The 12,651-nt window shown below is 62.8% G+C and carries 10 protein-coding genes; 7 read left to right on the plus strand and 3 right to left on the minus strand.

All coding sequences use genetic code 11. The features are described from left to right. Positions 1 to 342: 342 nt before the first annotated feature. From ACR0FC_RS07770 to ACR0FC_RS07785, 4 genes are all read left to right on the plus strand, one after another. Positions 343 to 1,293, plus strand: a complete 951-nt coding sequence (locus ACR0FC_RS07770; RefSeq protein ID WP_170339609.1) for an ABC transporter substrate-binding protein — start codon at positions 343 to 345, stop codon at positions 1,291 to 1,293. An 84-nt stretch (positions 1,294 to 1,377) separates the two neighbouring features. Further along, positions 1,378 to 2,415, plus strand: coding sequence for a quaternary amine ABC transporter ATP-binding protein (locus ACR0FC_RS07775; RefSeq protein WP_170339611.1), 1,038 nt, complete (start codon positions 1,378 to 1,380; stop codon positions 2,413 to 2,415). Continuing rightward, complete coding sequence (locus ACR0FC_RS07780; RefSeq protein ID WP_170339613.1) at positions 2,408 to 3,997, plus strand: ABC transporter permease; 1,590 nt, start codon at positions 2,408 to 2,410, stop codon at positions 3,995 to 3,997. The genes ACR0FC_RS07775 and ACR0FC_RS07780 overlap by 8 nt, the downstream gene beginning before the upstream one ends. Positions 3,998 to 4,057: 60 nt before the next feature. Continuing rightward, entirely contained in the window at positions 4,058 to 5,038 is a 981-nt protein-coding gene (locus ACR0FC_RS07785; RefSeq protein ID WP_170339615.1) for an arginase family protein, read from the plus strand. Here the strand turns inward: ACR0FC_RS07785 and ACR0FC_RS07790 are convergent. Next, complete coding sequence (locus tag ACR0FC_RS07790; protein WP_170339617.1) at positions 5,035 to 6,003, minus strand: agmatinase; 969 nt, start codon at positions 6,001 to 6,003, stop codon at positions 5,035 to 5,037. The genes ACR0FC_RS07785 and ACR0FC_RS07790 overlap by 4 nt on opposite strands. An 83-nt stretch (positions 6,004 to 6,086) precedes the next feature. Next, positions 6,087 to 7,604 (minus strand): trimethylamine methyltransferase family protein, encoded by a 1,518-nt coding sequence (locus ACR0FC_RS07795; RefSeq protein ID WP_170339619.1) that lies wholly within the window; start codon positions 7,602 to 7,604, stop codon positions 6,087 to 6,089. A gap of 185 nt (positions 7,605 to 7,789) precedes the next feature. On the opposite strand from ACR0FC_RS07795, the gene ACR0FC_RS07800 reads away from it, so the two are divergent. Together ACR0FC_RS07800 and ACR0FC_RS07805 are read left to right on the plus strand one after the other, a co-directional pair. Continuing rightward, complete coding sequence (locus ACR0FC_RS07800; protein ID WP_170339621.1) at positions 7,790 to 10,225, plus strand: GcvT family protein; 2,436 nt, start codon at positions 7,790 to 7,792, stop codon at positions 10,223 to 10,225. 90 nt (positions 10,226 to 10,315) lie between these two features. Next, the gene (locus ACR0FC_RS07805) at positions 10,316 to 11,287 is read left to right on the plus strand and encodes a LysR family transcriptional regulator (RefSeq protein ID WP_170339623.1); all 972 of its coding nucleotides are present in this window, start codon (positions 10,316 to 10,318) and stop codon (positions 11,285 to 11,287) included. A 14-nt stretch (positions 11,288 to 11,301) separates the two neighbouring features. Here ACR0FC_RS07805 and ACR0FC_RS07810 read toward each other — a convergent pair whose 3' ends face one another. Then, positions 11,302 to 12,327 carry a LacI family DNA-binding transcriptional regulator gene (locus ACR0FC_RS07810; protein ID WP_170339625.1) on the minus strand — a complete coding sequence of 342 codons (1,026 nt, stop codon included), beginning with the start codon at positions 12,325 to 12,327 and terminating at the stop codon, positions 11,302 to 11,304. 135 nt (positions 12,328 to 12,462) lie between these two features. Here ACR0FC_RS07810 and ACR0FC_RS07815 point away from each other — a divergent pair, with 135 nt between their 5' ends. After that, positions 12,463 to 12,645 (plus strand): hypothetical protein, encoded by a 183-nt coding sequence (locus ACR0FC_RS07815; protein WP_170339627.1) that lies wholly within the window; start codon positions 12,463 to 12,465, stop codon positions 12,643 to 12,645. The last annotated feature ends 6 nt before the right edge of the window (positions 12,646 to 12,651 follow it).

Raw genomic sequence — 12,651 nt, forward strand, 5'->3', positions numbered from 1 at the left:
AATCCCCACTGAGCCAAACTGCATGGCAGCCAGATTTCATGCAGCGGGCGTACCAATCCAACGCACGGTCTCACGGGTTTCACCATGACGCGTGGGACCGCTATTCGGAATTTAGCGAAACCACTCTGCGAGAATTTCGAAACCGTGACCCCGGTTCGAAGTTGCGCTTGATGGGTCAAACGGCAGGTGCTTCACTTTTTTCAGTGCGGGGCGTGTTCACATGCGAAACGCGCTCAATACACCCGAGACGCTGACCCGATCTCGACGATCAGGCCCGTCCGCCTGATCGCTTTCGATCAACGAGAATCAGCGCCGAAGACGACCAACATGGAGAGATGCAACATGAACAAACTTGCTACGTTACTGGGGGGCGCATCGATGGCGGTCGCTGCCCCGGTTTTTGCTGCCGATATCGTGATCGGTGTCCCGAACTGGGCGTCGGTGAACGCCACCGCGCACATTCTTGAAGTCGTTATCGAAGAAAACCTGGGCCTTGATGTCGAATTGCAGAACGGGACCAACCCCATCGTGTTCGAAGCGATGGATTCCGGCGCGATGCACGTCCACCCGGAAGTCTGGATGCCGAACCAGCAGAACCTGCACGACACCTATGTCAAACAGAACGGCACAGTCGTGATGAACGAGAACCCGGTTCAGGCCGAGCAGGGTATGTGCGTTCCGACCTACATTGCCGAGGAATATGACATCAAATCCATCGACGACCTGAGCGATCCGGACAAGATGGCCATCTTCGACACTGACGGAAACGGTACCCCCGAGGTTTGGATCGGCGCACCCGGCTGGGCGTCGACCGTGGTCGAGAAGATCCGCGCCAAGTCCTATGGCTATGACCAGATCTTCGAGCTGACCGAGTACGAAGAAACCATCGCCTACGCCAATTTGGCAAACGCGACCAAGGCCGGCGATCCGTGGATCGGGTTCTGCTACAGCCCGCACTACATCTTCGTGACCCAAGAACTGACCGTGCTGGAAGAGCCGCCGCATGATCCGGCCACTTGGACGATCGTTCAGCCCACCGATGACCCGGACTGGCTGGACAAATCCGAGGCCTCGACCGCGTGGAACGGGGCAACTCTGCACCTGCACTACGCCAAAGAGCTTGAGGAAAACCATCCCGAGGTCGCGGCCCTGTTCCGCAACTACCAGATGCAGGGTGATGATCTGAGCGCGATGGGCAAGGCGCTGGCTGTGGACAACATGGAAGCAGCCGATTTCGCCCGCCAGTGGGTGGCTGAAAACGAAGACACCGTTATCGGCTGGCTGACGAACTAAATCACAAACGCATGGGGCCGTCGCGACTGATCGCGGCGGCCCTTTGCTTGTTTGCCGGGATGCAACCCCGTAGATGAGGGGCAAATGGACGAACCTGTCGTAAAACTAGAAAATGTCTGGAAAATTTTCGGTGCACGGGCCGAAGAAGCCATGGCTGCGGTCCGGAATGAAGGTATTGGAAAACCTGAAGTTCTTGAAAGATTCAATTGCGTGGTCGGCGTTCAAGGCGCCACGTTCGAAGTGCCGCGTGGCGAGATTTTTTGCATCATGGGCCTGTCGGGTTCAGGCAAGTCGACCCTTGTGCGCCATGTCAATCGCCTGATCGAGCCCACGGCCGGAAAGATCGAGATCATGGGGCAGGACGTGTCCAAGATCTCCGAGTCCGAGCTGCGCCGCATCCGCGCCCAGCAGATCGGGATGGTGTTCCAGCACATGGCGCTGATGCCGCACCGCTCGGTGCGCGACAACGTGGCCTATCCGCTTGAGATCCGCAAAGTCTCGAAATCCAAGCGCTGGGCGGTGTCCGATCACGCGCTGGGCCTGGTGGACCTGACCGGGTACGAGGACCGGTTGCCCAAGGAACTGTCGGGCGGGATGCAGCAGCGCGTGGGCATTGCGCGCGCGCTGGCTTCGGACCCGGAAATCCTGTTGATGGACGAACCGTTCTCGGCGCTGGACCCGCTGATCCGGCTGCAGTTGCAGGATCAGTTCAAGGCTCTGGTTGCGCAGCTGAAAAAGACCACGCTGTTCATCACCCATGACCTGGACGAGGCCATTCGCATCGGCCACCGCATCGCCATCATGAAAGACGGTGTGATCGTCCAGATCGGCACGCCCGAGGACATCGTGATGAACCCGGCGGACGACTATGTGCGCGAGTTCGTGCAGGGCATATCCAAACTCAAACTGGTCAAGGCACATTCGATCATGGAGCCGTTGGACAGTTATTCCGGCCCGCTGGATGGCGCGCCGCGTGCCGATGAGGGCGCAGACCTCGACCAGCTGATCGATCTGGCCGTGAACACCGAGCTTCCGGTGGTGATTACCGATGGCGGTCAGGATGTCGGCGTCGTGACCAAACCACGCCTGTTGCGCGGAATTCAGGGGGGCAAAAATGACTGATGCAACCACGGAATTGAAAGTCACGGCCGCCTCCGACATCGAGGTGGACCGCGAGGCGCTGGATCGGTCGATCCACGAATTCGCAGGCCCCAATGGTGATTATTACGTCAACGCCTTTCACAAGATCCACGATGCAACCAGTCCGATCCCGAACACGTTCAACCTGTGGGCGGCGGTTTTGGGGCCGTTCTGGTCCGCCTCGCGGGCGATCTGGGGGATGTTCTGGACCTTCCTGATCCTTGAGATCATCGCTTGGGTGCAGATCGGTCGCGGCGCCTGGGGTAACCCGGGGGCCGATCTGGCCGAACGCGCGGCCCGTCAGCAGGAACGCGCAAACGAGCTGCTGGCCCGCGCGGCGGATTCAACCGAGAAGGCAGACATTGACCGGTTCAACAAACTGGCCGCGAATATCCAGAAAGCGGCGGACAGCAGCCTTGAGAAAGCGCAGCTGGCACAGTCCGAAGCCCTTGGGATCATGGTCACCGGGCTTCTGATGCTGTTGGTTTTCAAACTGGTTCAGGGGTTCTACGCTGACCGGGTGTACGAAAAACAGTACTCGAACTGGCGGATCAACCCCGACAGCACCGAAAGCGGCCGCTCGGCGCGGAACACGGTTCTGGGGGCGGTTCTGATCGCTGCGATCGGACCGCTGATCGTTTACAAGTTCACAGTGAATGCCTCGCTTCCGCTGCTGGATGCCTTCCCCGAAAAACAAGTGTCCGAGATGATACTCGGGCCTGATCAGGGAACATTGTTCTCGGTCGTGGCCAGCTGGATGGAGGCCCGGATCGACGCCGCCGCCGCCGCGGGCGGAGACATTTTCGACGGGATCGTTGCCGGTGTACGCTCGGTCCTGGACGGGCTGACCGTGGCCCTGATCGGGTCGCCCTGGCCCGTGGTCATGCTGGTGATCTGCGTGACCGCGTGGCGCGCAGCGGGTCCGCGCGTGGCGATCTTCACCGCCGCATCGCTGGCCTATATCGCGCTGCTGGGCTATTGGGACGTTGCGATGGAAACGGTGGCACTGGTGGGCGCGGCCGTGCTGCTGTGCGTCACCTTCGGCATTCCGCTGGGCATCTGGTTCGGCAAATCCAAACGCGCCTATCGCGCGGCCGAGCCGGTGTTGGACCTGATGCAGACTCTGCCGGCCTTCGTGTATCTGATCCCGATCATCGCCTTCTTTGGCACCGGCAACCCGCCGGGCATCCTGGCCACGATCATCTTCGGCATGCCGCCGGTGATCCGCCTGACGGCGCTGGGCATGCGCGGGGTGCCTGAAAGCATCAAAGAGGCCGCCGTGGCCTTTGGTGCCTCGAAATGGCAGTTGCTGAAGGACGTGGAAATCCCGCTGGCGCTGCCGTCGATCATGACCGGCGTGAACCAGACCATCCTGATGTGCCTGTCGATGGTCGTGATCATCTCGCTGATCGGCGGCGGGGGCCTGGGCAAGGAAATCCTTGAGGCGCTGCAATACGCGGCCAAGGGGCCGGGCTTGCTGGGCGGTTTTGCGATCCTGTTCCTGGCCATGGTCATGGACCGCATCGTTCAGGGCGCCTTCCGACGCGAAGACGAAAAGATCTGACGCGACAGCCGCCCCCGGGTCACCCGTGGGGGCGGTTTCATTTCAGGGCGGGGAGACACGATGGCGGACCGCTACGAACAATCCATGATGGACAACCTTTACTGGTGGGGCGTGCCCACCCTGTTCCGGTGCCCCCATGTGGGGCCGCAGGATCAGGATATCGCCCTTGTGGGCGTGCCGCATTCCGCCGGCAACGGCACCACCGAACGCGACCAGCATCTGGGCCCGCGTGCGCTGCGTCATGTCTCGGCCGTGCAGCGCCGGGTGCATTCGCTGTTCCAGATCGACCCGTGGTCGAGCGCGCGCATCGCCGATGTGGGCGACGTGCCGTTTCCGCGCGCCAATGACAACGAAGACTGCATCGAGCGTATCACTGCCTTCTACCGTGACATCGACGCGGCCGGTGCGCGGCCCGTGTCGATCGGTGGCGATCATTCGATCACGGGCGGGATCGTGCAGGCGTTGGGCCGAGGCGAACTGGCGGGCGGGCAACCGGTCAGCTTTCTGCATCTGGACGCGCACACGGATGTGTTCACCAAGGTCGATCATTTCCTGGGGGCCAAAAAGTCGGCCGCGCATTGGGGGGCCTACCTGGCCGATCAGGGGCAGGTGGACCCGACCCGATCGATGCAGATCGGGTTGCGGGGGCATCCGCGCAGCCTGGACTGGCTGCAGCCTTCATATGACTATGGCTACAACATCGTCACCATGCGCGAGTTCCGCCAGCGTGGCTTGGCCGATGTGGTGGCCCAAACACGCGAGGTTCTGGGCGACCGGCCAGTCTACATCACCTTCGATCTCGACTGCCTTGATCCGACCATCGCGCCGGGCGTGTCGAACCTGGAACCCGGCGAAAAGGGTTTTGACATCGACGAGGCCGTGGGCATCCTGCATGCCGCGCGGGGGCTGAACATCGTCGGCGGCGATGTGGTCTGCATGATGCCGACCAAGGACAGCCCCAACAATATCACCGCGCTGACGGCGGCGGCGGTCATGTTCGAGATGATCGCGATGATCGCCGAGAACGTCGCGCGGGCCTAGCGCCGCGCGTCGATCGCCTGGGCCAGCACGCACAGCAGCTCGAACATCAGCGAAATGCCCAGCCAAGCGGTACCGCCCGATGGGTCGAAGGGAGGCGAGACCTCGACCAGATCCGCGCCCACAAGGTTCAGACCTTCCAGCTTGCGGATGACCTGCTGGGCCTGAAAGCTGTTGGGGCCGCCGATCTCGGGCGTGCCGGTGCCAGGGGCATGGGTGGGGTCCACGAAATCGATGTCATAGGTGCAATAGCAGGGCGCGTCGCCGACGATGGAGCGGACCTCGGTCATGACATCGTCGATGCCGCGGTCGAACAGCTCTTCGATGCGGATGATGCGGATGCCCTGCGCCTCGCCCCATTCGATATCCTCGGTGTTGTAGGCCGTGCCGCGAATGCCCACCTGCACGAAACGTTCGGGATCGACCAGCCCCTCCTCGACCGCGCGGCGGAACGGGGTGCCATGGGTATATTTGTGCCCGCCGAAATAGCTGTCGAACAGGTCGGTATGGCTATCGAACTGGATCAACCCAAGCGGGCCGTCGCTGGCCAGCGCCCGCAGGACGGGCAGGGTGGTCAGGTGATCGCCGCCCGCCGTCAGGGGCACTATGCCGCGCAGCATCAGGTCGGTGTAGAAGCGGGTGACGCGATCCAGCGTATCCTCGATATCCACCGGGTTGGGCGGCACGTCACCCAGGTCGGCACAGTTGACCAGTTCGAACGGGGCAACCCCGGTCACCGGGTTCATGGCGCGGATCATGGTGGACTGGTCGCGCAACTGCCGCGGCCCGTGCCGCGCGCCGGGCCGGTTGGTGGTGCCCCCGTCCCAGGGGATGCCGACCAGCCCAAGCTCGACCAGATCCATCCGGTCGTCGTCCGCGGTCAGGGCCGGCAGACGCATGAAGGTAGGGACACCGGCGAAGCGCGCCAGCTCCATCGCCGAGACGGGTTGAAAGAACGCATTTGCCATGAGGCCCCCTGTGTCGTCATTTGCCCGAGCCTAGCGCCAAGCCCGCGTCAAAAACACCCAGTCCGCGACACAGCAACGTCGGATCAGGACAGAACCCGGAAAATGGCGCGGATCTCGGCCTCCTGTTCGGGGCTGAGGTATTGCGGGTGATGCGTGCGCAGGATTTCACGCGCGCGGTCGCGGGCGGTGGACCAGGCATCGCGGGCGCCGCTGTCCTGCCAGCTGCGCGGCTCGGCCCGGTCGGCAAGGGCGGGGTAGAAATAGTCACGCTCCATCGCCGCATGGGTGTGGGCGCTGCCCAGAAAATGGCCCTCGCCCAGAACTGATTGGCAGATCGCGTCAAAACCCAGGTTTTCTTCGGTCACCTCGATCCCGCGCAGGGCGCGATAGGTGTGCGAGTGCATTTCGTCATCCAGCACGAACCCCTCGAAGCTGACCCCCAGCAGCGAGGCCGTCATGCCCGAGCTTTCATAGATCAGGTTGCCCCCGGCCAGCGCGGCGGCCAGCGAGGTGATGCCTTTTTCGGCGCCGTATTGCGCGTCGATGGCCTTGGCATCGGTCATCGAACAGGCCACGCCCGAGGGCAGCCCCAGCCAGTTGGTGATCTGGGCCGAGGCCGCGTTCAGCACGGCGGTTTCGCCACTGCCGCCCGAAAACGCGCCGGTGCGCAGATCGATGATGAAGGGCCAGTTGGAAAACACCATGGAAAAGCCCGGCCGGATCGCGTTGACCATGACCAGGCTGGCCAGAGTTTCGGCCAGAGACTGGGTCAGAAACCCGGCCATGGTGGCGGGCGCGGTCGCCCCGGCCTGGGCTGCTGTGATGCAGGACATCGGGATGTTGTGCGCGATGCATTCATAGACCACGTCCACCGCATCTTCGCCGTACCGCAAGGGCGAGATCACCGGGCTGATATGCGCCTTCAGGAACGGGCGTTCCGCAAAGGCGCCTTGGCCTCCGGCGGCGATATCCAGCATCCGCACGATGGGCGCGACATGTTCGGCCAGCGTGAACGAGGTCGCCACCGGTTTGGTGGTATTCCGGATCAGCGCATAGGCGGTATTCACGTCCAGATCGAAATTGTCCGGCACGTCGGTGGCGACGCAGCATCGGGTGAACCAGCTGACATTGGCCAGCGTGTCCTGAAGGCGGGTGAAATCATGCAGATCGGCCAGGGTCGACGGGCGATAGAGCCCGCTGTCCAGGTCCAGCGTCTGGACCGCTGCTCCGCCGGTGCCGAAATGCACGCGGTCGCCGCCCACTTCGATTGACCGGGCCGGGTCGCGCCCGTGCAGGGTAAACCGCTTGGCGGCCCGCCGGACCGCGCCTTCGACCATCGCTCGTGGAAAGACCAGCCGTCCCGGCGGGCCTGGCCGCGCACCTGCGGCGATCAGGTCTTGTGCCAGGCGGTCGGGCACCTCGCCCATGCCCAGCGTTTCCAGCAGGCGCAGGGCGGTGTCGTGGATCGCCGCGATCTCGGGCAAGGTCAGGGGTTTGTACTGCCCGCCGATCTGGCCGGGCGGGCAGGGGTCAAATGCCGGTTTGGCCGCCCGTTGCGCCAGCCTGGCCCGCCGCCCGCCGCGTTTGCCCTGTTCTGGCATCTCCGAAGGCTCCTGATCCGATCCTGCCCTGCAGGGTATGCGGCAACGCGGGGTGCAGCCAAAGCGGAAATGCCGTTTTGAGAAATCTCAATTCCCGTTTCGATTTTTCGGGACCGGCCACTGCGCCATTGCCCGCCCGCTGCGCCGTTCGGCAGGGTTCGGAGAACCTCAGAAGGAGCACACCCATGAAATCGCGCACCAAAGTCGTGGTGATCGGCGGCGGAATCGCCGGCTGTTCAACCCTGTATCACCTGACGCAGGAAGGCTGGAGCGACGTGGTTCTGGTAGAGCGCAACGAGCTGACATCCGGCACCACATGGCATTCGGCCGCGCAGGTGACGAATTTCGGAATGAACCAGACGATGGTGGGGCTCAAGTCGCATTCGATCCGCCTGTATAAGGAACTGGCCGAGGACCCGGACTATCCGATCAACTACCATCATGGCGACGGCGGCATCCGGTTGGCCAATACCGAAGCGCAGATGCAGGGCTATCGCCATTTCGCGTCGATGGCGCGAGGGATGGACGTGCATTTCGAGGTGATCGACGCGCAGGAATGCGCCCGCCGCCACCCGCTGATTTCCACCGAGAGCCTGCTGGGTGGCCTGTGGGATCCGCTGGACGGGGACATCGACCCGGCACAGCTGTGCCAGGCGCTGGCGCGGCGGGCGCGCAAGGCCGGGGCCGAGGTCTATCGCAACACGCCGGTCATTGCTCTGAGCCAGCATGGGGACGACACTTGGACCGTTCATACCGAGCACGGCGACATCGACTGCGACATCGTGGTGAATGCCTGTGGCTACCGCGTGAACGAGGTGGGCGCGATGATGGGCGTGCACCATCCGGTGGCCTCGATGGAGCACCAGTATTTCCTGACCGAGGAAATCCCCGCGATCCGCGACGCTGGCCACCGCATGCCGCTGCTGCGCTGCCCGATCAGCGATTATTACTGCCGGCAGGAAAAGAACGGCCTGCTGTTGGGCTTCTACGAACAGGACTGCAAGACCTGGGGCATGGACGGGATCGACCCGAACTTCGTCAACGCGCTGTGTCCCGACGATCTGGATCGGGTGACCGATGTGCTGGAAGGCGCGTTTGCCCGCATGCCCGCGCTGATGGAGGCAGGGATCCACACGGTCGTCAACGGCCCGATCACCTACACGATCGACGGCGCGCCTCTGGTCGGGCCGATCCCCGGCAAGCGCAACGCATTCTGCATCATCGGGCTGCGGGCCGGGCTGGGCGAGGGGGGCGGCCACGGCTGGCTGCTGGCCCAGCAGATCGTGCATGGCGAGGCCTGTTATGACACTTGGTGCCTCGACCCGCGCCGGTTCGCCGGGCACGCCAATGTCGAGCTGACCGCGCTGAAGGCGATCGAGGATTATCAGAACGAGTTCCGCTTTCATTTTCCGCACGAGCACCGCCCCGCCGGGCGGCCCGCCAAGACCACGCCGCTGACCCCGGTTCTGGCCGCCGAGGGCGCGGAGTTTACCGTGGTGAATGGGTGGGAGCGGGTCGAGTACATCAAGCCCACGCCCGATTTCACGCCGACGCTCAGTTTCGATTTTGACGAAACCTTCGACGTGATCGCCGCCGAGGTCGCCAACGTGCAGCAGAATGTCGGGCTGGCCGAGGTCAACGGGTTCAACCGGATCGAGATCACCGGCGCCGACCGGCATGCGTTCCTTGACCGGATGATCTGCGGCGCGCTGCCCCGTCGCCCGGGTCGGGTGGGGTTGGCCTATCTGCTGAACCATCAGGGCATGGTCAAGGCCGAGGCGACCATCGCCAATCTGCCCGCCAGCGACCGGGGGCCGGATCGCGTCTGGTACGGCTCGGCCGCCGCGGCCGAGCTGCACGACATGGATTGGCTGTCCCGATACATCGCTCCCGACGAGGACGTGCAATTGCGCAGCCTGACCAACGACCAGACCATCCTGGTTCTGGCCGGACCACGGGCGCGTGACGTGTTGTCGGCCTGCTCGCGCGGGGATTGGTCGCGGGACGCCTTCCCATGGCTCAGCGCACGCGAGTGCTTTGTCGGGATCGCGCCCGCTACCGTGATGGGCGTCAGTTTCTCGGGCGAGTTGGCCTATGAGATCCATGTGCCCAACGCCTCGCTCCATGCGGCCTATCTTGCGCTGCGGCAGGCCGGACAGGCCTTTGGCCTGCAACTGTTCGGCGCGCGGGCAGTCGAGTCGATGCGGATGGAGAAAACCTTCCTGCATTGGAAGGCGGACCTGATCACCGAGTTCGACCCGTTCGAAACCGGGTTGGGCCGCTTTGTTCGGCTGGACAAACCGGAGTTCATCGGGCGCGCGGCGCTGATCGAACGGCAGGCCAAGGGGCCGTCACGCAAGTTGGTTGCCCTGCAGGTGCAGGCCGCGCACGCGCCCGCGCATCCCGGTGCGTCGCTGATGGCAGGGGATCGGGTGGTGGGAACGGTGACCTCGGGCGACTGGGGGCATCGTACCGGGCTGAACCTTGCGCATGCCTTTGTCGAGCCACACCAGTCGCCCGAGGGCAGCGAGATGATGCTGGACCTGTGCGGTGACAGGGTTCCGGCGCGGGTGATTCCTGCCTGCCCCTACGATCCCGACTTCATCCACATGCGCAGCTAATTGGGGTGACCAACATTCACCATTGCCCGAAAGCCAAAACTCTGTTTCGCTAGTTTCGATGAAATCGAAATTGCGGGAGGGTTTTGCCCCGTGTCCAAAACACTGAGCTTGCGCTGGTTGGAAGTATTTCGCCTGATCGCCAAGTCCGGTTCGATTCAACAGGTGGCCTCGGAAACGGGTTTGTCGATCAGCACCGTGTCCAACCATCTTCGCAGTCTGGAAGACGCCCTTGGCATCGCATTGGTGGATCACGGCCGTCGTCCGATGAGCCTGACACCGGCTGGCGAAGTATTTTCGCGTTATGTACGGGATGGCCTGACCGTGTTGAAGCGGGGCGAGGCCGAGATCCGGTCTGGCAACTGGCGCCACGCCACCGATCTGCGGCTGGCCCTGGTGGACGATTTCGACAACCAGATCGCGCCCGAACTGATCCGGTTCCTGGCCCATGCGCTGCCGCGCTGCAATTTCCGGCATTTCACGCGGCCCAGCCACGAAATCATCGAGAAATTGCAGGAGCACAAGCTGGACGCAGGTGTGGCGACCCGACCGCCCGGCGGCACACAGGGGCTGATCGAATATCCTTTGATGCGCGATCCGTTCATCGTGATCGTGCCCGAAAAGTTCAAGGGCGAGGTGCAGGACCTGTTCTCGCCCCATTCCGACCTGCCGCTGCTGCGGTATTCGCGAGACTACACGATCGGCAAGCAGATCGAGATCCAGCTGACGCGCAACAAGTACAACCTGCCCAACCGGTTCGAGCTGGAATGCAACCAGTCGATCATGGGGTTGGTGGCCGAAGGCAGCGGATGGGCGATCACTACTGCCGGGTGTTTCCACCGGGCGCATCGCTATCATGACTCGGTTCGGGCAACGCCTTTTCCGGGGCGGAACTTTGTCAGGATCGTTTCCCTGTTCACGACCGAGGTCTATCCTGACACCACTTCTAAACTGATCCACAAGGCCCTCAGCAGCTTGATCCGGCAGTATTTCACCGAGCCGATGTGCAAACGGCATTTGTGGCTGAAGGGTGATTTCCGGACGATGGAAGATCAGGCCGCCTGACCCGGGCACGCGGATTACCGCGAGTTGGCAGGACCCAGGGACTGCCGTTCGACGATATGCGTGTACAGGTGTTCACCGGCCGCCGGGGTCCTTTTTTCAACCATTTCGATCAATGCCTTCGCGGCTTTTCCGCCCATTTCCCGATGCGGCACATGCACAGTTGTCAAAGCCGGGCGCAGGATCCGGGCCAGTTCGATGTCATCGAACCCGGTGATCGAGACATCCTGCGGCACTTTCAGCCCCATGTCCTGAGCCTTGAGCAAAGCGCCGGCGGCCAGGACATCGTTACCGCACATGACGGCCGTCGGCGGCGTGTCCTGCGACATGAGACGCGCGAAGGCTTCAGCGCCGTTTTCGATCTCGTACGGGGTCTCGATGACCTGAAGCACCTGCGGGTCAAGCCCTTGCTGCCGAACAGCGCCGCGCACCCCGTCCAATCGAAGGCGCGCGCGGTCGTTGCCGTGGGTGATGCCCGATATCACCGCAAGCCGTCTGTGCCCGAGGTCGATGACCCTTTTCGCCAACTCGTACATGGCCGCCCGGTTGTCGAAGCCGATGGAGGGCAGGCGCCCGTCCGGGGAAAATGACCACGCGACCAGCGCCGGAATTTCACGGTGTTCAAGAAATTCGTAGATGCGCGACGCCCGGTCGTGTCCGATCAGCAGCAGGCCATCGGCGCCGCGGGCGACCAGAGTCCGGATCTGCTCTTCTTCGGTTGCCGGTTTGTAGGCCGAACTGGACACCAGTAGCGTATAGCCATGTTGGTGCAGCTCTTCCTGAAAGGCCTGCAAGCCGCGCGCAAAGATGGCGTTCTCCATCGTCGGGATGATCGCGCCGATGGTAAACGTGCGTTTGGCCGCCATGACCCGAGCCGCGAAATTTGGTGTATAGCCCAAGGCTTCGATCGCCGACTGCACGCGTTCGCGGGTCGCTTCTACAACCCGATCCGGCGTATTGATGCAGCGCGAGACCGTAGCCGTGGAAACGCCCGCCTTTCTGGCAACGTCATCCAGTGTCGGGGCGGGCTTCAGCTTCGACATTTCCAAACCTAATCTTTGCTCTTCGCAATTCTAACCGGATCGGATTGGCAATGAAAGTTGAAATGCAAGCGCTTGCATTTTCCATGTAAGCGCTTACAAATGGCATCAGTGCCGATTCTACCCGGAGTCCCGAACATGTTTCTTGCCGCATCCGCCGTCGTCTTCGTCGTCTATTTCGCGAACGTGGCGCTGGGTGCGTTCGCAGGCCGCGCGTTTCTTGGGGACGTGGGCGAGATGCTGGTTCTGTTCGCGGCGTCGATCCTGTTCGTTGTCGCAATTCTGAAAAAAGAGGCCGAACGCGAGGAGAACGGCGGCTGAATTTTT

Source organism: Ruegeria sp. BB9 (assembly GCF_056539345.1).